Raw genomic sequence first — 20,990 nt, forward strand, 5'->3', positions numbered from 1 at the left:
CCTTTCCTGTCGAAGAGGGGCTTGGTGTCAAGGCGAGGGGGTCGGGTCAGGGCGGTAGCAGCAGCCAGGCCGTGCCGGCGATGGCTGCCGCCGCCAGGAGCAGGGCGGTGACGAACAAGCCCGCCATCACCCGGCGGGCCCGGCCGACGGGCGGAGTCACATGGTTCATGCCGGGCGGTACCCGCCTTCCCTCTCGGTTTCCTTCTCCGGCCGCCGGGGCCGTGGCAGCCGGCCCGTCCCGCTCCCGGCCCGCCCGGTCAGCGGGCCGGTGCGCAGCCCGGAGGCCGCGAGCAGCCACAGCACCGGTTCGGCGGCCCGCCGCTGCTCGCTCTCCAGCGGTCCGGTGCCGGTGGCCGCGTGCGCGCTGACCGCCCAGTAGCGGGCCGCCCCGAAGTCATGGCCGAGGGCCCGCACCAGCGCGCCCAGACCGATGTCACCGAGCCAGTCGTCGATCCGGCCGTCGCCGGGCACCGGCAGCGAGGTCAGCTGGTCCAGCACGTCCCGCTTGGTGACGACCGCGGCCACCGGCAGCCGGCGCCGCCGTCCGGTCAGCGCGGCCAGTTCACCGGTCAGCCGCTCGTACGTGGTCCGCGGGCCCTGCGCCGAGGGCCGCGCCCGCTCCGCCCGCTCGGCGTCCGCCGGGCCGAGCCGCGCCCGCACCGTGGGGTCGGCGAGCACGTCGGCGACCAGGACGACCCCGTCCGCGTGCGCGAGGTACCGCTGCGCCCGCACCCGTTCGGCGTCGCTCACCGACTCGCCCATCGGGTCGTACAGGTACAGCAGCCGGCGCCGCCGCCCCCGGGCCACGGTGAGCATGAGGGCGCGTGGCGGGCCGCCGGTGGTGGCGTGCGCCCAACCGGTCCGGTTCAGCTGCTGGTTGATCCCGGCCCGGGAGCTGCGGTCGGCCACGGTGGCGTACTCGACGCGCAGGTGACCCTCCCGGGCCCACGCGTGCAGCCCCTCCACCATGGCCGCCATCAGCATCGTCTTGCCGGAGGACGTCCCGCCGACCAGCGGGGTGTGCACCACCCGGGTGGTGGCCACGGCCGGCGGCAGGACCTGCTCGCAGTGCGGGCACAGCGCGGACAGCTTCCCCCGGCCGGTGAGCCGGGTGGCCGGCAGCCGGCGCCCGCAGCCGCACACGTGCCACAGGGCGCCGTACCGGCCCGGCCGCAGCTCGGCATGGCGGGCCGGGCAGCCGGGGCAGCGGTGCACGGCCAGTGGCACCGGTGCGTAACAGCCCGGGTGCGGGCAGGCGGCGCGCAGGCCCCGCAGCAGCGTCCAGGCCCGCTCCACCGCGCGCAGCAGGGGCACGCCCGCCGCCCAGCCCAGCCAGACCACGCCCAGCAGCAGCGCGAAGACCAGCAGCGTCCAGCCGAGCAGGACGGTGGCGAGCACCGCGCCGATCAGCGCCCCCGCCGCCGTGCCCGGGGCGATCAGCGTGGCCAGCAGGAACCGGCCGAGCGGCGCCCGGACCCACCTGCCCCGGGGGCGCCGGCCGCGGAACAGGTTCCGCACGGTCCGGTCCATCCAGGGATCGGTGAAGGCCCGCCACAGCATCCGCATGCCGTCCCGGCCGGCGGATCCCGCGTCCGCCCACATCTGCCGCCACCAGTAGGCGAGTTCGGCGGGCTCCGTGCCGACGGCGCCGGTCAGGCGCGGGTCCAGGTGGCCCGCCTGCCACGGCCCGAGGCTCCGCCACACCGCGTGCACACCCCGGCCGAGGAACTCCCAGAGCGTCCGGAACAGGCACACCGCGACGGCGACCAGCCCCGCCCAGCCGAACAGGGCCAGCACCACCTGCAACGCGAGGTGCAGCTCGGAGTCACCGCCTCCGGCGTTCACCGGGCACCTCCGCCGGCGGGCGGCTGCACATCCCCGGGCCAGCGGGTCCGTGTGTCCTCGCGCCGGCCGCGCCCGGTCAGCCGGCCCGCCAGCCGGCCCAGGGCGCCCGGCCGGTTCCACGCCCGGTACGCGTCCAGCCGGCCCCGGCCCGTGCGGCGCAGCGCCTCCTCGACCGCGTCCCGGTCCTCGGCGGGCAGCGCCCGCACCACCGGCCGCAACACCTTGGCCAGCAGCGTCGTACGCACCGCCTCCCAGCCGGGGTGGGTGTCCTGGTAGGCGCTCCAGTCGCAGAAGCGGGCGGCCACGTACGACGGTGCCGTGCGCAGCCGCTCGGCCACGGTGGCACCGCGCGCCGCCCGCTCGTACGCGGCCAGCAGCGCCGCGTCGCCCGAGCGGGCCAGCGCGTACAGCTCGCTCTCGGGCACCGGCACGGTCAGGAGCCGCCGGGCGAGGGCGTCGTACACCCGACGGGTCACCTGCTCGGGCACGGCCTCGACCGCGCCGTCCCGCAGCGCCCGGACCCGCTCCACCCAGTTCTCACCCTCGCCGTCGGTACCGAGCAGCGCCGCGAACTCCAGCAACAGCAGCGGGGCCCGGTGCGCCGGGGCCAGCTCATCGGTGAAGCAGCGCAGCAGGTCGGCGGCGAGCAGCGGGGCGGCGGCGTCCTCGGCCGGCGCGGCGAGCGCGGCGGCCACCAGCAGGTCCCGGGTGCCGGCCAGCCGGTGCGCGTCCGAGCCCAGCTCGTTCAGCAGCAGGCTCGCCTCCTCGCCGGTGGGCGGCTCGTCCGGCCACACCAGACGGATCGCGGTGCGCAGGACGGCCGGTTCGGCGTGCGGTGAGACCCCGGCGGTGTGCAGCACCACGCGCAGCCGGCTCCGCCGGTCACCTCCGGCCGCACCCGCCGCCGCGCCGCCCAGGACGCACATCCGCAGATGCGGGAAGCCCGGGTCCAGGTTTACCGGCAGCCCCGACCCGGCGAGCCGCCCGGCGACCGTGGCCGGCTGAGCCGCCGCGAGCGCGTTCAGTGCCCCGAAGAGGGCGGTGCGCAGGGCCGGGTGGCCGTGCAGGGCGTCGAGGAGGGCGGCATCCGGCGCAGCGCTCACCGGCTCCGTGCGCACCAGCTCGCGCGCGACCCGTCCGGCGAAGTCCGGCAGCAGGTCCGCGCAGTTGACGTCGAGCAGGTCGGCGAGGTGGAGCAGCGCCAGGGGACGGCCGGTCGGCGCTTCGGCAGGGTCGGCGACGGCGCGCCGCAGGGCCGGGGCGAGGTCCCGGGCCAGTGCGGCCCGTACCTCGGGGGTCAGCGAGCCCGCGCCGAGCGCGGGCACCGGGCCGCGACCGCGGACCGCCAGGGTCAGCACCCGCGCGGCGAGCGGCGCCGACACGACCGTGGGTACCTGTCCGTCCAGCCGGGCCAACAGGGCGGCGAGCGCGGCCGGTTCCTCGTCCCCGGCGCTTCCGTCGTCCGCGTCGGTCGCCCGCGCCAGCTCCCCGAGCAGCGCCGTCAGCGTGGGTTCGGGCAGCTCGGCGGTGCGTTCGGTGGCCCGGCGGGCCGCTGCCGCGCGGGCCGCCGGGGGCAGCGCGATGCCCTCGGCGAGCGCGGCCACGGCGAGGCGGCCGACATCGTCGGCGGTGTCCCCGAGGTCGCGGGCGGTGTCGCGGAACAGCTCCGGCCGCCCGGCCGTCCAGATCCGCGCGCACACCTCGGCCCAGGCGTCCGTCACGGGCTCCCCGGTGGCCCGCCCGGTGCAGTCGTGCACCCGGAACCGGTGGTCGTGCCCGACCGGTTCCGACGCGGGCAGCGCCCCGACGATCTGCTGCCGGGCCTGCTGCGGTCGCCGGGTGTACGTCGTGAAGGTCAGCCGGTGCGCCTGCTCGCGCGGCAGGACCGTGCAGGCCAGCGCGATCCACTGGGCCACGTCCGCGCTGTCCCGCTCCACCAGCACGATCTGCCGGACGTCGCTGCCGTCGGCCAGCGTGCGCAGGTCGGCGAAGAACGCGGCGAGCCGGTCCGTGCGGGACCGGGCGAACGCCACGAGCCCGTCCCGGCGCAGCAGCCGGGACGGCTCGATCCGGTCCACCGGCTCCGGCCGCCCGCCCGGGGGAGTGGAGTCCGCCCAGCGCGGCGACTCCCACACGGTGATGGGCAGCGCCCCGTCGGGCAGCCGGGTCCCGGGCGGCAGGTGCACGGCGTGGGCGTGGAAGTTGCCCCACCGCCCGCTGTAGTCCGCGCCGGTGTACACCGAGCGGCACAACAGGCGCCCACCGTCGGAGAGTTCGCTGCAGGAGAAGGCCTTCGGGAAGGACTTCAGCTGCTCGGTGTCCGGCCGGTCCGGCAGGTCCCGCGGCGGCTCGTACCCGATGAGCTGTTCGGCCTCCCGCAGCAGGGTGGCCGGTACGCCGGGGCTGACCGCGGTGAAGCGGAAGCCGGACCCGTCCGGGCCGGGCGGCGCCGAGGTGTAGTGCAGCTGGGCGAGGCTCACCGCACCCGCTCCTTTCCGGCCTTGTCCCGTCCGGCCTTGTCCCGTCCGGCCTTGTCCTTCGCGGCCGTGCGTACGGGCAGCAGCCCGCGCAGGGAGAGCAGCCACAGCAGCGGGTCCTCCACCCGCACCGGCTGCGGCCCCGACTTCGGTACGTCGGCGGGCGCGTTCGCGGGCGGCGGCGCACCCAGCGCGGACAGCCCGAACAGCGACAACCGGTCGAAGTCGTGCTCCAGTTGGCGCAGCAGCGCGCCGGAGTCCCAGTCCGTGAGCAGGGTGCGCAGCTCCTCGTGGACGGCGAGCCGGTCCTCGGCGTCGTAGGCGCCGCCGGGGTGCGGGGCGTTGCGCAGCAGCGGGGAGTGCGGGTCGAGCAGGGGTTTGAGCATGTCCGTCTTGGTGACGGCCACCGCGATCGGGGTGGTCACCCGGCCGCCCGCCCTGCCCTTGCCGTGGGTGCGCAGCTGGGCCGCGAGATCGGCGGCGATCTGCCGTGGCGAGGTCTCCACCACCGGCAGCGGAGGGCCGTCGTGGACCGGCAACCGGTCGCGCACCGAGCCCAGTTGCAGCGGGTCGACCAGCAGGATGATGCCGTCGGCGGCGCTCAGGTAGCGGGTGTAGCGGTCCATCGCCTCGGCGTCCGCGAGGTCCTCGCCGGCCGCGTCGAAGAAGACGAGCGTGGTGTGCCGGGTGCCGGAGCCGCCCAGCAGCCCGCGTCGGGGCAGGCTGAGCCGGTACAGCAGCGGGTCGTTGAAGCCGAGCGCGGCCGGCCGGGTGGCGGCGGGCAGCCGCAGCCGCTCGTACAGGTCCTCGGTCATCTCCCTGTCCCGCGCCTGCGTGTGCTGTCCCATCGCCGCCAGCGACGCGTGATAGGCCTGCCCCACCCGGTGGTCCAACTCGTTGCGCAGCACGGCCACATAGGTGCTCTTGCCGGAGGCCTTGGCGCCGACCAGGGCGATGATCCGGCTGTCCTGGTCGCAGTAGTCGCTGGGCAGGTCGCTGTGGCAGGACCCGCACACCCGTACCGGCGTCGGCACTCCGCAGTCGGGGCAGGCCACGCTGCTGCCGGAGCCGCCGGGCCCGGCGAGTCCGGCGAACCTGCGCGCCGGGGTGAACACCGGCCCGCGCATCCGGGCCGCCGGAGGCACCCCGGGCCCCACGAACGCGGCCCACTTCTCGTCCGGTTCGGGCCCGCAGGGCGAGCCGCCGCGCACCCCGTTCGGGGTCATCAGACAGCGGTACGGCAGCCTCGCCGCCGACGCGCGGGTGAAGCAGTAGGGGCAGATCACGGTCGTCATGGCTCAGCGCACCACCAGGCTGGCGAGAGAGGGTTCTTCGAGTCGGACCGAGGCGGCGTGCTCCCCGAGCAGGAAGCAGCGCAGGGTGTAGGGGGCCGGGCAGGGGGCGGCCGGCAGTTCCCGTTCCAGGCTGCCGTGCCGGGCGAGTTCGGGCCCGGGGATCCGCAGGACGGTCGTCCCGTCGGTGGCGTTGCGCGGGCGGAGGGTGCCGCCGCGCGCGACGCACACGAACTCCGGGACCTCCGCGAACCCGCCGGGCGCGGTCAGCGTGACCCGCAGCAGTCGGCTGCGGCCCCGGCCCAGCAACCGCCGTGGTGCACGCACCAGTTGGTAGGAGACGGCCACGTCCGCCGGCACCAGCACCTCGGCGGCGGCGGGCACCACGACCACCGCGCCGGGCACCCGGGGCACCGACGCGGCCCGCACCCGGACGGCGCCCGGACCGACGGGCAGGTGCAGCCCGCCGCGCCGGTAGGCGTGCGCCGTGACGGTGTGCTCCCCGCCGCCCGTGGAGCCCACCGGTGTCCAGCCGACCACCAGGTGCGAGACGTCCTCGGGCCAGTCCAGGCCGATCCGCGCCTGCCCGTCCGGGAGCCGGTGGGCGGTCAGCCCGGCTACGGGCCGTACGGCCTCCACGCCGACCACCGGCCCCGCCAGCGCCCGGGCACCGCGCACGGCGACCGCGGCCACCTCGGTGTACGTGCCGGGCGGCGGGCACAGACCGCCCGCCGACTCCGGCCAGTCCAGCGGGGCCGGCAGCTCCTCGGCGCGCAGTTCGCTGCCCGGCTCCGGTGCCCCGCCGGGCCACGCCACCAGCCGTACCTCGGCCCCTTCCGCCCCGGTCCAGGCGAACCGTACGGCCCCGTCGGCGGGCCGGGCGGTCAGCGTGCGCACGGGCTCCGGCCAGGGGTGCACGGTGGCGGTGGCCCGGACGCCGGGGGAGGGGACGGTACGGCCGCCGGTCGTACGGTAATGGCACACGATGCGGACGGCGTGGCTGCCGGAGGCCAGCCCGGTGGCGGTGAACCCGTCGTCCCGAGCGGGGAGTCGAGTGGTCCGTCCGTCGGGTCCGGTGTGCTCGACCGTGACGTCGGCGGCGCCGGGCGGCCGGTGCCAGGAGCAGTCGATCCGCTCGGGGCCGTCCGTCAGCACCGGGCGTTCCACCTCGGGGGCGACGAGCAGCCGCCGGGAGACCAGGGGCGGGCCGTCCAGCCGTCCGTCGCGCAGCGGCAGGGCCGCGTACCGGACCGTGGTGCCCGGCTCGGCCCCCGTGTCCCGGGCCGTGCCCGCGGCGGCCGTGGCCGTGACGGACCCGACGACGGTGCGTACGGCGGGCTTGCCCCGGCCGTCCCGGTACAGCCGCAGCAGCCGCCACTCGCCGGGTGGCTCCCGGTTCTCCTTCCAGGCCAACGCGACGTGGTCGGAGCGGAGTTCGGTGTCGAGCGTAGGCCGGCGGCCGTGCACACGGACCAGTCCGCCGAGGGCCCGCCGGTCGTCCGAGGCCGCGTGCAGCGCCCACAGGTACCCGGCGCTCGCCGCCTCCCGGTCGCCCCGCTCCTCGGCCCGCCGCCCGGCCCGCAGGGCGTCCTCGGCGGTACGCAGCCGCTCGGCCGCCTCGGCCCGCACGGCCGCCAGCGCCGGGTCGGCGCCGTCCGCCGGGAGCCGGTCGAGCAGGGCGCGCAGCCGGTGCAGCCGCCCCTGTGCCCGGGCGTCGGCCAGGGACTCGGCGGCGTCCCGCTGCCGCCGGTCCAGCCGGGGCCGCAGCCGGGCCGCCGCCACCAGGCCCGCGGTCTCGCTCGGGTGCACGCCCAGCTTCCGCACGAAGGACTCGTGCCGGCCCTCGGGCTGGTCCTGCAGCAGATTGATCAGCTGGTAGAGGACGACCCGGCGGGGTGCCTGCGGGTCGGCGCGGTGCAGCTCGGCCAGCCGCGCGGCGAGCGGGGTGACCGCGGGGTCCGCGGACCCGGCCAGCGCCTCCAGCAGCGGCACGTCCACCCGGCGCCGGCCCCGCACCCCCGCGGGCACGTACAGTCCGTCCAGCACGCGTAACCCGCCGGGGCCGGCCGCCAGCACCTCGCCGAGGTGGCGCAGGCCGGCCGCGTGCTGGGCGGCGGCGAGAGTGCCGTACCCCGGCACGAGCGGACTGAGCGGCAGACCCGACAGCGCCCTGGGCAGCCCCAGGTGATGCCCGAACTCCTGACCGGCCACTGAACCGTTCTCCCCCGATAGTGCTCAGGGGTCCATCCCAGCAGATCCAGCCCCGCCGAGGAGGGGTTTTCGGGGAAACGGAGCAGGTGGGAGCGTGCCGGGACGAGAGGGTGCCTCGATGGCCGCCGGTCTGCCCGGACCGGTGGTCACGCCGGGAGCGCCGCCAGAGCCGGCCGCCCGGCCGTGTCGTACCGTTCCAGCAGCACCCGGGCCACCTCCGGCGCCGCGCCCAGCACGTCCGCCAGGACGTCCGCGTCGGCCGCGCCCCGCGCGATGCGGTCCGGCAGGAAGCCGGGGGCGAGGACGTAGGGCGCGACGGCGACCCGCTCGCAGCCGAGGGCGCGCAGTTCGCGCACGGCGTCCTCGGTGCGGGGGAACCCCGCGGCAGAACCAGCGGAGGCGAACGCAGGTCGCACGGCGCACCAACCGGTGTGCCACCACTCCCGCGCGATGTCGGCGATCACTGCGATCGCCTCCGGGTCGGAGGACCCCGCCGAGGCCAGCACGACCCCGGTCGAGGACTTGTCGGCGGGTGTCAGCCCCGTCTCGTACAGGCGCCGTTCCAGCGCGGACAGCAGCAGCGGGGACGGTCCGAGGACCTCCGCCTGCCGGATCCGCAGCCGCGCCGGCGCGTCCCGCAGCACGGCGGGGATGTCGGCCTTGGCGTGGAAGGCGCGGGTCAGCAGCAACGGCAGGGCGACGACGTCCCGCACTCCCTCCGCCGCCAAGGACTCCAGCACCCCCTGCACGGAGGGGACGTTGAAGTCCAGGAACCCGGTCTCCACGCGCAGGCCCGGCCGCAGCGACCGTACGCGCTCCACGAGGGCGTGCACGGCCGCCGCGTGCCGCGGGTCGCGGCTGCCGTGGGCGATGACGAGGAGAACGGGCTCGTTGCGCATGGTCAGCTCTTCACCAGCAGGCCGCGGCTGCGCAGCACCCACCGCTCCAGCGGGCTGAAGATCAGCAGGTCGATCGCGATGCCGACGAACAGGATGAGCAGGATCGCCTCGAACACCATGGCCATGTCGCTGGCGGTGCGGGCGTTCTCCAGCAGCTGGCCGAGGCCCACGCCCAGGTCGGGGAAGCTCGCGATGATCTCGGCGGCCATCAGCGAACGCCAGGAGAAGGCCCAGCCCTGCTTCAGGCCGGCCACATAGCCGGGCAGCGCGGCCGGCAGCGTGATGTGCCAGACGCCCTTCACACCCGTGGCGCCCAGCGTGCGGCCCGCCCGCAGGAACAGCGGCGGCACCTGGTCGACGCCGGACACCAGGCCGTTGGCGATGGAGGGGACGGCACCGAGCAGGATCACCGCGTACATCATGGAGTTGTTCAGGCCGAGCCAGATCACGGCCGGGGGCACCCACGCCACCGACGGCAGCGACTGCAGGCCGGACAGGATCGGCCCGATGGCCGCGCGCACGAACGTGACCCGGGCCACCAGCAGACCCAGGGGGGTGCCGATGAGGAGCGCGAAGGCGAAGCCCAGCAGACCGCGCGAGACGCTGGTCCAGATGTAGCCGAGCAGCTCGCCCTTGAGCCAGGCGGCCTTGAAGGCGCTCGCCACGGCACCCGGCGACGGCAGCTTCGTCGGGTTGTCGACGACCGGGTAGAGGATGAACCAGGCGACGATCACCACCGCGACGGCGGTGATCGGCGGCAGGATCTTGTCGACGAAGGTCTGCCGGAGGGACGGGCGGCCGGTGGCCGTGGTCTCCAGCGCGTCCAGGCCCGCCTCGACGCTCCCGGCGTCCTGGACCGGTGTCGTCTCAGTGCTGGCCATGACGGCGGATCTCCCCACGCAGTACTTCGGTGATCTCAAGGGACAGTTCGGCCACCGGCGCGTCCTCGATACGGCGCGGCTGCGGGATGTCGACCTCCCACTCGCGCGCGATCCGCCCCGGGCGGGAGGACAGCAGGATCACGCGCTGCGCGAGCCGTACGGCCTCGCGCACGTTGTGCGTCACGAACAGCACGGACAGTCCGGTCTCCGCCCAGATGCGGGTCAGCTCGTCGTGCAGCACGTCCCGGGTGATGGCGTCGAGCGCGGCGAACGGCTCGTCCATCAGCAGCAGGTTGCTCTCCTGTGCGAGCGCGCGGGCCATCGCCACGCGCTGGCGCATACCGCCGGACAGTTCGTGGACGCGCTTGCCGTACGCGCCCTTCAGCCGGACCAGTTCGAGCAGTTCCTCGGCCTTGTCGCGGCGCAGCGGCTTGGGAACACCCCGCAGCTTCAGCGCGAGTTCGATGTTCTTGCCCGCGGTCAGCCACGGGAACAGGGCGTGCTCCTGGAACATCAGGGCGGGCCGGCCGTCCGTGGTGATGGACCCGGCGGTCGGCCGGTCGAGGCCGGCCACCAGGTTCAGCAGCGTGGACTTGCCGCAGCCCGAGGCCCCCAGGAGGGTGACGAACTCGCCCGGCGCGACATCGATGCTGATGTCGTCCAGGACGAGCTGCTGCCCGCCCGGTCCCGTGAAGGACTTCGAGACGTGCTCGAGGCGTGCCGCGAAGTCGACGGTCTCGTCGGCCTTGGCGAGGGTCGTGGCCATGGTCGTCACCTCCTGGGGACTCATCGGGGACCGGCGTCAGCTGGAGCCGAGGCCGGCGTCGTCGACCGGGCTCCCGCCTTCGGCCTTGAGGACCTTGTTGAGGATCGAGAGGTCGTAGATCCCCTTGAGGTTCGGCTTCTCCAGCAGACCGGCCTTGACCGCGTGCTGCGCCTCGGTGTCGAGGGTGGCGGCCAGCGGGTCGTCGGTGAACCGGATGGACTTCCACGCCGGGTCCAGGACGTCCGCCGGCAGCGCCTTGCCGGAGTCGGTCTCCAGCTGCTTGTTCGCGGCGGCCTTCGCCTCGTCCGGGTGGGCGTTGATCCACTTGTTGGTCTCGACGGCCGCCTTCAGAACGGCCTCGACCGCCTTCGGGTGGTCCTCGAGGAAGCCCTGCCGCACGATGATGTTGGTGATGACGAACTTCTTGTCCGGCCACAGCGTCGACTCGTCCAGCAGCACCTTGGCGCCCTCGGCGACCAGCTTCGACGCGGTCGGCTCCGGCACCCAGGCGCCGTCGACGGAACCGGACTTGTAGGCGTCCGGGGTGATCTTGTTGTCGGTGCGGACGACGGTGACGTCACCCTTGCCGCTCTGCGCGTCGACCTTCCAGCCCTGCTCGGCGGCCCAGTTGAGGAACGCCACGTCCTGCGTGTTGCCCAGCTGCGGGGTGGCGATCTTCTTGCCCTCGACGTCCTTCAGGGACTTGATCTTCTCCGGGTTCACGACCAGCTTCACGCCGCCGGAGGCCGAACCGCCGATGATCTTCAGGCTCTTGCCGTTCGACTTGGTGTAGCCGTTGATCGCCGGGGACGGGCCGATCCAGCCGATGTCGATGGAGCCGGAGTTGAGGGCCTCGATCTCGGACGGGCCGGCGTTGAAGACGGCGGGCTTGACCTCGGTGGCGCCCAGCTCCTTCTGGAAGAAGCCCTTCTGCACGCCGACCAGCGCGGTCCCGTGGGTGAGATTGCCGAAGTAACCGATCTTGACGGAGTCGAGCCCGTCGGTCTTCTCGGCGCCGTCGGCGATCTTGGCGGTGCCGTCGTCCTTGGCCTCGGAACCGTAGCCGCAGGCGGCGAGGCTGAGCAGAGGGAGCGCGGCTATCACCGCGAGGGTACGGCGGAAGGCTTGTGTTGCAGGCACGGGAGGGTTTCCTCTCGGAGGCCCGGCGGTCACGTCTCTCAGATCGTGGCCGGGAAGTCGGCAGGTCTTCGTTCACGGCGGTGGGGGGTGGAGGCGCGCAAGCGGTGCGCGTACGTCAGCGCACACATCGCGCCACTCCGCCCTGCCCGCTGCCGAGGTCGCCGCTGCCGACGCGGCCGCCCTCCTTCGCGAACGTCGAGTAGACGTCAGGGGATCTCATGCTCAGAAGTCCCAACCGTCGTCGCCGGTCTCGTCCTTGACCGGCTCCGGGGACGCGAACGACTCGCCGACCATGCCCGCGGTGAGCGTGGTGCCGTCGTTCGGGTCGATCAGGATGAACGAGCCCGTGCGGCGCGAGTCGGCGTAGGAGTCGACCGGCAGCGGCTCGGCGGTACGGATCTTCACCCGGCCGATGTCGTTGGCGACGAGCTGTCCCGGGTGCGGGTGCAGGGACAGGTCGTCCAGCGTCAGCCGGGACGGGATGTCCTTCACGATCGCCTTGACGGTGCGCGTGCCGTGCTTGAGCAGCACCCGGTGGCCGACGGTCAGCGGCGCGTCGGCGACATGGCAGACGGTCGCCTCCACGTCCTGCGTGGTGGCCGGCGCGTCCTTCGTGGGCACGATCAGGTCGCCGCGCGAGACGTCGATGTCGTCCGCCAGCAGCACCGTCACCGACTGCGTCGTCCAGGCGACGTCGACCGGCTCGCCGAGCAGGTCGATGCCGGTGATCGTCGTCGTCCGGCCGGACGGCAGGACGGTGACCTGCTCGCCCACCCGGAAGGTACCGGCCGCGATCTGACCCGCGTAGCCCCGGTAGTCCGGGTGCTCGGCGGTCTGCGGCCGGATCACGTACTGCACGGGCAGCCGCGCGTGGCAGTGCGCCAGGTCGTGGCTGACCGGCACGGTCTCCAGGTGCTCCAGCACGGTCGGGCCGCCGTACCAGTCCATGTTCGCGGACGGCTCCACCACGTTGTCGCCGGCCAGCGCCGAGATCGGGATCGCGGTGACCTCGGGGACGCCCAGCTCCGTCGCGTACGCCGTGAACTCCTCGGCGATCGCGGCGAAGACCCCCTCCTCGTACCCGACGAGGTCCATCTTGTTGACGGCGAGGACGACGTGCGGGACGCGGAGCAGGGCGGCGATGGCCGCGTGCCGGCGGGTCTGCTCGACCACGCCGTTGCGGGCGTCGACCAGGATGACCGTCAGCTCGGCCGTCGACGCACCGGTGACCATGTTGCGGGTGTACTGCACATGGCCGGGGGTGTCGGCGAGGATGAACCGGCGGCGGGGCGTGGCGAAGTAGCGGTAGGCCACGTCGATGGTGATGCCCTGCTCCCGCTCGGCGCGCAGGCCGTCGGTGAGCAGCGCGAGGTCCGGGCCGTCCTGGCCACGGCTCGCGGAGGCCCGCTCCACGGCCTCCAGCTGGTCGGCGAGGACCGACTTGGAGTCGTGCAGCAGCCGTCCGACGAGGGTGGACTTGCCGTCGTCCACGGAGCCGGCGGTGGCGAACCGCAGCAGGGTGGTGGCCGAGAGCGCCTCGGTCGTGGTCGTGCTCATGCTTAGAAGTACCCCTCGCGCTTGCGGTCTTCCATCGCGGCCTCGGACAGCTTGTCGTCGGCGCGGGTCGCGCCCCGCTCGGTCAGCCGGGAGGCGGCGATCTCGGCGATGACGGCGTCCAGCGTGGTCGCGTCGGAGTCGACCGCGCCGGTGCAGGACATGTCGCCGACGGTGCGGTAGCGCACCTGGCGCTTCTCGACGGTCTCGCCGTCCTTCGGGCCGCCCCACTCGCCCGCGGTCAGCCACATGCCGCCCCGCTGGAACACCTCGCGCTCGTGCGCGAAGTAGATCTGCGGCAGCTCGATGTCCTCGCGGGCGATGTACTGCCAGACGTCCAGCTCGGTCCAGTTGCTGAGCGGGAAGACGCGGACGTGCTCACCGGGGGCGTGCCGGCCGTTGTACAGGTTCCACAGCTCGGGGCGCTGGCGGCGCGGGTCCCACTGGGAGAACTCGTCGCGCAGGGAGAAGACGCGCTCCTTGGCGCGGGCCTTCTCCTCGTCCCGCCGTCCGCCGCCGAACACGGCGTCGAACTTCTCGCTCTGGATCTTCTCGGTGAGCGGAAGCGTCTGCAGCGGGTTACGCGTCCCGTCGGGGCGCTCCTTGAGCACACCGCGGTCGATGTAGTCCTGGACGGAGGCCACATGGAGGCGCAGCCCATGTGCGGCCACCACACGGTCCCGGTACTCAAGGACTTCCGGGAAGTTGTGTCCCGTGTCCACATGCAGCAGCGAGAACGGCACCGGCGCGGGCGTGAACGCCTTCAGCGCGAGGTGCAGCATGACGATGGAGTCCTTGCCGCCGGAGAACAGGATCACCGGGTTCTCGAACTCGCCCGCCACCTCACGGAAGATGTGCACCGCCTCGGACTCCAGAGCGTCCAGGTGCGACAGGGCGTACGGGCTGTCCGTGCCCTCTTCCACCTTGGCGACCGTGGTCATGCCAGTCCCCTCTCGCTCAGCAGCGCGTACACCGACGCGGCGGACTCCTGCACCGTCTGGTGCTGCGACTCGATCCGCAGATCGGGCTTCTCCGGCTCCTCGTACGGGTCGTCCACGCCCGTGAGTCCCGACAGCTCGCCCGCGGCCTGCTTGGCGTACAGACCCTTCACGTCCCGCACGCTGCACACCTCGACCGGGGTCGCCACATGGATCTCCAGGTACGGCGTCCCGTTCTCCTCGTGCCGCCCCCGCACCGCGTCCCGGCTGTCCGCGTACGGCGCGATCACCGGCACCAGCGCCTTGACGCCGTTGCGGGCGAGCAGCTCGGCGACGAAGCCGATGCGCTGCACGTTGGTGTGCCGGTCCTCCCGGGAAAAGCCGAGGCCCGCCGAGATGAACTCGCGGATCTCGTCGCCGTCGAGCACCTCGACCCGGTGGCCCTCGCCGCGCAGCCGGCCCGCCAGCTCGTGGGCGATGGTGGTCTTGCCGGCACTCGGCAGACCCGTGAGCCAGACGGTGGCTCCGGTCGTCACGTGGTTCTCCTGAATCTGATCGTTCGTCATCCGTGCAGCCCGCACTCGGTCTTGGCGCGGCCCGCCCAGCGGCCTGCCCGCGCGTCCTCGCCCTCCAGGACCCGGCGGGTGCACGGGGCGCAGCCGACGGAGGTGTAGCCGTCCATCAGCAACGGGTTGGTGAGCACGCCGTGTTCGGTGATGTACGCGTCCACGTCGTCCTGGGTCCAGCGGGCGATCGGCGAGATCTTGACCTTCTGCCGCTTCTCGTCCCAGCCGACGACCGGGGTGTTCGCCCGGGTCGGGGACTCGTCGCGGCGCAGGCCCGTCGCCCACGCCTGGTAGCCCTTCAGGCCCTCTTCCAGCGGCCGCACCTTGCGCAGCGCGCAGCACAGGTCGGGGTCGCGGTCGTGCAGCTTCGGGCCGTACTCCGCGTCCTGCTCGGCGACCGTCTGCCGCGGGGTGAGGGTGATGACGTTGACGTCCATCACGGCCTCCACGGCGTCCCGGGTGCCGATGGTCTCCGGGAAGTGGTAGCCGGTGTCGAGGAAGACGACGTCGACGCCCTTCAGCACGCGCGAGGCGAGATGGGCGACCACGGCGTCCTCCATCGAGGAGGTGACGCAGAACTTCGTGCCGAAGGTGTCCACCGCCCACTGGAGGATCTCCAGCGCGGACGCGTCCTCCAGGTCACGGCCCGCCTGCTCGGCGAGCGCCTTCAACTCCTCGGTCGTACGTTCTTCCTGAGCCGTCGTCATATCCGGTCATCCCCTCCGTTGTCGGCCCGCTGCAGCCCCCGGGCCAGCAGCCCGAGGAACTTCAGCTGGAATGCGCGGTTGCACGCCCCGCATTCCCAGGCGCCATGGCCCTGCTCATGCGGACGCAGGTCCTCGTCGCCGCAGTAGGGGCAGTAGAAAGGCGCCGCGCGCTCACTCACGACAGAGCCTCCTCGGAAGCCCGCGCGGCCCAGGTGGCGAACCGCTCGCCGTCCTCGCGCTCCGCCTGGAACCGCTTCAGCACCCGCTCGATGTAGTCGGGCAGTTCCTCCGACGTCACCTTCAGGCCGCGCACCTTGCGGCCGAAGCCCGGCTCCAGGCCGAGGGCGCCGCCGAGGTGCACCTGGTAGCCCTCGACCTGCTCGCCCTCGTCGTTGAGGACCAGCTGGCCCTTGAGACCGATGTCCGCGACCTGGATACGGGCGCAGGCGTTCGGGCAGCCGTTGAGGTTGATGGTGATCGGCTCGTCGAAGTCCGGCAGACGGCGCTCCAGTTCATCGATGAGCTGCGAGCCGCGCTGCTTGGTCTCCACGATGGCGAGCTTGCAGAACTCGATGCCGGTGCAGGCCATCGTGCCGCGCCGGAAGGAGGACGGCCGGGCGGTGAGGTCCAGCGCCTCCAGGCCCTCCACCAGCGAGTCGACCTTGTCCTGCTCGACGTCGAGGATGATCATCTTCTGCTCGACGGTGGTGCGGACCCGGCCCGAGCCGTGCGCCTCGGCGAGGTCGGCGACCTTCGTCAGCGTGGCCCCGTCGACCCGGCCGACCCGCGGCGCGAAACCGACGTAGAACCGGCCGTCCTTCTGCCGGTGCACACCGATGTGGTCGCGCCACTGCTGCACCGGCTGCTCGGGAGCGGGCCCGTCGATCAGCTTGCGCCCGCCCAGGTACTCGTCCTCCAGCACCTGCCGGAACTTCTCCGCGCCCCAGTCGGCGACGAGGAACTTCAGGCGGGCGCGGTTGCGCAGCCGGCGGTAGCCGTAGTCACGGAAGATCGAGATGACGCCCTCGTAGACGTCCGGGACCTCCTCGATCGGCACCCACGCGCCGAGCCGCACGCCCAGCTTGGGGTTGGTGGACAGACCGCCGCCGACCCACACGTCGAAGCCCGGCCCGTGCTCGGGGTGGCGGACGCCGACGAACGCGACGTCGTTGATTTCGTGCACGACGTCCAGCAGCGGCGAACCCGAGATGGCCGTCTTGAACTTGCGGGGGAGGTTCGAGTACGCCTTGTTGTTCAGGACCCGGCGCTTCATCTCCTCCAGCGCCGGCGTGGCGTCGATGATCTCGTCCTCGGCGATGCCCGCCACCGGGGAACCGATCATCACACGCGGGGTGTCACCGCAGGCGGTGACCGTGGACAGACCCACGCCCTCCAGCCGGTCCCAGATCTCGGGCACGTCCTCGATCCGGATCCAGTGGTACTGGACGTTCTGCCGGTCGGTGATGTCCGCCGTGCCGCGCGCGAACTCCTGCGAGATCTCGCCGATCACCCGAAGCTGCCGGGTGGTGAGCGCCCCGCCGTCGATGCGGACGCGCAGCATGAAGTAGCTGTCGTCCAGCTCCTCCGGCTCCAGGATCGCGGTCTTGCCGCCGTCGATCCCGGGCTTGCGCTGGGTGTACAGCCCCCACCAGCGCATCCGGCCGCGCAGGTCGTTCGGGTCGATCGAGTCGAAGCCCCGCTTGGAGTAGATCGTCTCAATGCGTGTCCGCACATTGAGACCGTCGTCGTCCTTCTTGAACTGCTCATTGCCGTTGAGGGGCGTGAAATGGCCAACGGCCCACTGGCCCTCACCGCGGTGACGGCTCACCTTGCGGCGGGGCGCGGAGGCGGCGGGGTTCTGTGGGGTGGCGGCCATGGTTTGTACGTCCTTCGGACCGGTGGGAGTCAGGTCTGACCTGCACAGATGCGCGCACGCGGGCAGGCGTGCGCGTCCTTGCGCAAGGAGAGTGGAATGCGGGGGGTTCGCGGCGGTGCTGGGGCGTCAGCTCGCCGGACAGATGGCGCTGGACATGCGGCCGAGGTCGACGTGCCGCCGACTCACCAAGGCAATTCCAGTTCCAGACATGACGGCAGCGTGTCACGGCGATCTGGACACAGTCCAGCTTCGTCCATCATGCGGACACCCTTGTCCCGAGGAGTGGGACAAGGGTGTCGTCGCTCACATGCGCTGCCGGAAGGCTTGTCCCAGCAGGTCAGGCGGGGTATGCCCCGGGCCACGGTCCCGGCGCTGCCACGTCCGGCTCCAGCTCCACCTTGGTGTCGAACAGCTTGAAGCCGCGCCGCTGGTAGTTGGCCATCGCGAACTCGCCGTCCTTGCTGCACGTGTGCAGCCACACCCGCTTGGTCGGCGTCCGTCCCGGCCACCGCTCGGCCAGGTCCCAGGCGCGGGCCGTGCCCTGCGCCAGCAGATGACCGCCGATGCGCCGGCCGCGGAAAGCCGGGATCAGCCCGAAGTAGACGATCTCGACCGCGCCCTCGTCCTGCGGCTCCAACTCGACATAACCGGCCGGGGTGCCGTGGTCGTAGGCCACCCAGGTCTCCACACCGGGCCGCTCCAGGTACTCCCGCCACTGTGCGTACGTCCAGCCCAGCCGGTCGGTCCAGCGGATGTCGCCGCCGACCGAGGCGTACAGGAACCGGCTGAACTCGGGGGAGGGCACCTCGGCGCGGACGATCCGGACCTCGCCGTCGGGGGCGGCGGCGGGCAGGAGGTCGGCCGGGGAGGTCTGCTCCAGGGACCAGGTGGTGACAGGGACGCTGCTCATGCGGGCCAGGGAACCATCCCGCCGCCCGGTCTGTCGATCGGCCCGGTCTGTCGACCGGCTCCAGGGGCCGCGGCCCGCGAGGTCAGTCCAGGGAACGGTCGAGGTCGGCCAGCGGCAGCGCGAAGAGCATCCGGTCGGACAGCGACCACACCTCGCCGGTCGCCTGCCAGTAGGAGAGGGAGCCCGCCTCCCGCGCCCAGCAGCGGTCCGAGGCGTCGGCGCCGCAGCGGGCCGCCCGGGCCCCCTCGGAGTCCTGCCGCCACAGTCCGCCGTGCCCGTCCTGCGAAGCGGGCAGCCGTCCCACATACCAGGACGCCTTGTCCGCCCCGGCCGTCCGGTACGACAGCACGCCCCGGATCCCGTCCGCCCGGGTCCGGTACGCCTCCACCGCGTCCGCCCGCCCGCGGGCGTCCGTGGCGAGCAGCCCCGGGCGCGCCGGATCGGTGCTGAACGCGTACCGCCACAGCCGGGCGCGCCGGTCGGCGCCGGGTGCGGTCCACTCCGCGGCGACCAGGCTGTCGGGTGCCGTGCCGCGGTCGAGGGCCAGCGCCCCGGGGCAGGGCGGACCGGAGGAGGTGCAGCGGCCGTCCGTATAGCGGTACGAGCCGATGGCGGGCAGGACGTAGCGGTGGCCGTCGGCGGACCAGCCGCCGGGCACCCGGCCGATCGCGGGCCCGTCGACCGTGGTGCGCTGGATGCGGTCGAGGTCGTAGACGTAGAGCGCGTCGGCGCCGCCGGCCGTGGTGGTGACCAGGAGCTTGTTCTCGTACCAGACCATGCCGGAGATGCCGGAGGTCAGGCCCCGGTAGTCCCGGCCGCCGTCGACCGGTACCACCAGCAGCACCCAGCGGTAGGCGAGGTGAGCGGGGTCGTCCGCGTCGACGAAGGCGATCCGGGCGAGGCCGCGCTCGGCGGGGCGGCCGGCGGTGGTGCTGTGGGTCCAGCCGGCGAGGACGACGCGGTGGGTGCCCCAGACGCCGTCGTCGTCGGCGTCGCCGGAGGTGGTCACGGAGGCCGGCCGCCAGGCGTCGCCGGAGGTGTCGGCCGGGTCCCAGCAGTAGGCGCGGGCGGCGGCCGGTGCGACGGGCAGGGACGCGCGGTCGCCGGAGGAGCAGTCGGCGGCCTCGCGCAGGCCGCGGTCGGCGCTCTGCAGGACGGCGTCCACACCGACCGGGCGGCCCATCGCGGCGGTGAGCCGGTCCAGCGTGCGGGCGGGGACCAGGTCCTCCTGGAGCCGGAGCGGGCCGGTGTCCGCCGGGGAGGTCAGCGGCTTCAGCGCGCCCGGCCCCTCGGTGACCTCGGCCTGGGAGGCGCTGATTATGGTGGCGGCGGCGGTGAGTGCCAGCGCGGTCCCGGTCAGGACGGCGCGCAGTGCCGCGCCCCGCCTGCGCCGGCGGTGTCTGCCGCGATGCTTCATCTCTCCTCCAGAGGGCGGGCCAACTGCGCCTCGTGATCCGTACGTTGACGCGAGGAGCAGGTGGGGGGCCCGTACCGGATGCTACGGCAGGAACGGGCCGGGCAGGGCCAAGACCCCGCAGATGGGCGGAAGGCGCGCGGTCGGCGCGGGCGCCGAACCGGTCGGCGGCTACGCGGGCCGGTCGTCGTGCTCGGCATTCCGTTTCCGGGCCACCGCCGGTGCCGTCGACTGTGTGAGCAGCTCACGCGGATTGTCTGGAAGGACCACGTCTACTTCCGCATCCTCGCTGAAACGATACGGCCGATGCTGGAGAAGATCCCCAAGATACCGCCGGATTCTGGACATCTCAGCCCGTACGGTAACAGTCCGGGACGGATCGCCGAACAAGTCCTCGGCCAGCTCCGCCGCCCCGCGCCCGGCGCGGTGCTCGGCGAGCAGGAACAGCAACTCGGCGTGCCGTGGACTCAGTTCCCGCGACCAGGAGACCGCCGACTCCTTGACCGTCACCGTGCAGCGGCCCGGCCGCGCGAGGTCCAGCACGACCCGGCGGACGGCACCGGCCCGGGGCTCGTCCTCCGCCCGCAGCAGCCAGCCCCCGGCGAGCGGCTCCACCGCGCACGAACCGAGTGAGGGCAGCCACCGGCGGCCCGGCGCCAGCGATTTGGGCAGCGTCACCCGCCGTACGTACGGCATCCCGGTCACGGCCGCCGCCCAGCCGTCCCGGTCCACCACCAGCGCCCGCCCGGCCAGCCGGGCCAGCACCGGCGCCGCCACCGCACGCAGCCTCTCCAGCGAGGCCAGGTGCAGCTCCCGCAGCCGGGCCTCGGCCAGCTTGGCCACCGAGTCCACCCAGGCCAGGGTGGCCGGGTGCATGGTCTCCAGCGGACCGCTGACGTCCACCACACCGAGCAGCCGGCCGTCCCGCGGATCGGTGATCGGTGCGCCCGTACACGTCCAGGAGGTCTGTGACCGTACGAAGTGCTCACCGGCGAACACCTGGACCGGCCGCCGCACCACCGCCGGGGTGCCCACCCCGTTGGTGCCGACGACGTCTTCCCGCCAGTCCGCGCCGAGTTCGAAACCGAGCCCGTCGGCCTTGCGCATCACCGCGGGCGCCCCCTCCCGCCACAGCACGCGCCCGTCGGCGTCCGCCACGACCATGATGTGCTGGGCGACGTCCGCGACCGAAAGCAGCCCCTCCCGCAGCACCGGCAGGACATGCCGCAGCGGTGACTCCTCCCTCCGGCGCCGCACCTCGTCGGAGGACAACAGCCCCGAGCGGACGTCGCGTTCCGGGTCGACGCCGCGGCGCAGCACCCGTCCCCACGACTGCTCGATCACCGGTCGGGGCGCGATCCGCGCACGTTGTCCGGCGAGCGTGGCCTCGCGCACCTCGCTCAGCACCCGCGCCGCCTGTGCCGCGTCCACGGCGGCCAGGCGCGCCACGTTCATCGGCGGGTTCACCACTGCGGTCCTCCCGGAAAGGGTGTCGAACACACTTGTCAAGCCGT

At 73.5% G+C, this 20,990-nt stretch carries 19 protein-coding genes; all 19 read right to left on the minus strand.

Features of this window, described 5'->3' with window-relative positions:
* Nucleotides 1-46 precede the first annotated feature (46 nt).
* The 19 genes from ACZ4U1_RS12555 to ACZ4U1_RS12645 all read right to left on the minus strand — a co-directional run bounded on the left by ACZ4U1_RS12555 (nt 47) and on the right by ACZ4U1_RS12645 (nt 20,931).
* Nucleotides 47-169, minus strand: a complete 123-nt coding sequence (locus ACZ4U1_RS12555; protein ID WP_467902613.1) for a hypothetical protein — start codon at nt 167-169, stop codon at nt 47-49.
* A complete protein-coding gene (locus ACZ4U1_RS12560; RefSeq protein ID WP_467902615.1) occupies nt 166-1,845 on the minus strand; it encodes a TRAFAC clade GTPase domain-containing protein in 1,680 nt (559 codons plus the stop codon). The genes ACZ4U1_RS12555 and ACZ4U1_RS12560 overlap by 4 nt, the downstream gene beginning before the upstream one ends.
* Entirely contained in the window at nt 1,842-4,325 is a 2,484-nt protein-coding gene (locus ACZ4U1_RS12565) for a GTPase-associated protein 1-related protein (protein WP_467902617.1), read from the minus strand. Before ACZ4U1_RS12565 ends, ACZ4U1_RS12560 begins: the two co-directional genes overlap by 4 nt.
* A complete protein-coding gene (locus ACZ4U1_RS12570) occupies nt 4,322-5,617 on the minus strand; it encodes a TRAFAC clade GTPase domain-containing protein (protein ID WP_467902619.1) in 1,296 nt (431 codons plus the stop codon). Before ACZ4U1_RS12570 ends, ACZ4U1_RS12565 begins: the two co-directional genes overlap by 4 nt.
* Nucleotides 5,618-5,620: 3 nt before the next feature.
* Nucleotides 5,621-7,825: a hypothetical protein gene (locus tag ACZ4U1_RS12575; RefSeq protein ID WP_467902621.1), complete on the minus strand. Its 2,205-nt coding sequence runs from the start codon at nt 7,823-7,825 to the stop codon at nt 5,621-5,623.
* A gap of 146 nt (nt 7,826-7,971) precedes the next feature.
* Entirely contained in the window at nt 7,972-8,724 is a 753-nt protein-coding gene (locus ACZ4U1_RS12580; protein WP_467902622.1) for a sirohydrochlorin chelatase, read from the minus strand.
* A 2-nt stretch (nt 8,725-8,726) separates the two neighbouring features.
* Entirely contained in the window at nt 8,727-9,605 is an 879-nt protein-coding gene (locus ACZ4U1_RS12585; protein WP_467902624.1) for an ABC transporter permease, read from the minus strand.
* Entirely contained in the window at nt 9,592-10,371 is a 780-nt protein-coding gene (locus ACZ4U1_RS12590) for an ABC transporter ATP-binding protein (protein ID WP_467902626.1), read from the minus strand. Before ACZ4U1_RS12590 ends, ACZ4U1_RS12585 begins: the two co-directional genes overlap by 14 nt.
* A 36-nt stretch (nt 10,372-10,407) precedes the next feature.
* Entirely contained in the window at nt 10,408-11,511 is a 1,104-nt protein-coding gene (locus ACZ4U1_RS12595; protein WP_467902628.1) for an aliphatic sulfonate ABC transporter substrate-binding protein, read from the minus strand.
* 222 nt (nt 11,512-11,733) lie between these two features.
* Nucleotides 11,734-13,068, minus strand: coding sequence for a sulfate adenylyltransferase subunit 1 (locus tag ACZ4U1_RS12600; RefSeq protein WP_467902630.1), 1,335 nt, complete (start codon nt 13,066-13,068; stop codon nt 11,734-11,736).
* A gap of 2 nt (nt 13,069-13,070) precedes the next feature.
* Nucleotides 13,071-14,006, minus strand: coding sequence for a sulfate adenylyltransferase subunit CysD (cysD, locus tag ACZ4U1_RS12605; RefSeq protein WP_467902632.1), 936 nt, complete (start codon nt 14,004-14,006; stop codon nt 13,071-13,073).
* Complete coding sequence (gene cysC, locus ACZ4U1_RS12610; RefSeq protein ID WP_467902634.1) at nt 14,003-14,539, minus strand: adenylyl-sulfate kinase; 537 nt, start codon at nt 14,537-14,539, stop codon at nt 14,003-14,005. The genes cysD and cysC overlap by 4 nt, the downstream gene beginning before the upstream one ends.
* Nucleotides 14,540-14,565: 26 nt before the next feature.
* Nucleotides 14,566-15,276, minus strand: a complete 711-nt coding sequence (locus tag ACZ4U1_RS12615; RefSeq protein ID WP_467902636.1) for a phosphoadenylyl-sulfate reductase — start codon at nt 15,274-15,276, stop codon at nt 14,566-14,568.
* Nucleotides 15,273-15,455 (minus strand): hypothetical protein, encoded by a 183-nt coding sequence (locus tag ACZ4U1_RS12620; RefSeq protein WP_358641148.1) that lies wholly within the window; start codon nt 15,453-15,455, stop codon nt 15,273-15,275. The genes ACZ4U1_RS12615 and ACZ4U1_RS12620 overlap by 4 nt, the downstream gene beginning before the upstream one ends.
* Nucleotides 15,452-17,152 carry a nitrite/sulfite reductase gene (locus ACZ4U1_RS12625; RefSeq protein WP_467902638.1) on the minus strand — a complete coding sequence of 567 codons (1,701 nt, stop codon included), beginning with the start codon at nt 17,150-17,152 and terminating at the stop codon, nt 15,452-15,454. The genes ACZ4U1_RS12620 and ACZ4U1_RS12625 overlap by 4 nt, the downstream gene beginning before the upstream one ends.
* 126 nt (nt 17,153-17,278) lie before the next feature.
* Nucleotides 17,279-17,362, minus strand: coding sequence for a putative leader peptide (locus ACZ4U1_RS12630; RefSeq protein ID WP_309486338.1), 84 nt, complete (start codon nt 17,360-17,362; stop codon nt 17,279-17,281).
* Nucleotides 17,363-17,489: 127 nt separating this feature from the next.
* Nucleotides 17,490-18,062 (minus strand): GNAT family N-acetyltransferase, encoded by a 573-nt coding sequence (locus ACZ4U1_RS12635; protein ID WP_467902640.1) that lies wholly within the window; start codon nt 18,060-18,062, stop codon nt 17,490-17,492.
* An 82-nt stretch (nt 18,063-18,144) separates the two neighbouring features.
* Entirely contained in the window at nt 18,145-19,479 is a 1,335-nt protein-coding gene (locus ACZ4U1_RS12640; RefSeq protein ID WP_467902642.1) for a hypothetical protein, read from the minus strand.
* Between the two features lie 168 nt (nt 19,480-19,647).
* Nucleotides 19,648-20,931, minus strand: coding sequence for a GAF domain-containing protein (locus tag ACZ4U1_RS12645; protein WP_467902643.1), 1,284 nt, complete (start codon nt 20,929-20,931; stop codon nt 19,648-19,650).
* Nucleotides 20,932-20,990: the final 59 nt, after the last annotated feature.

It is taken from the genome of Streptomyces sp. NPDC028928, from assembly GCF_055564915.1.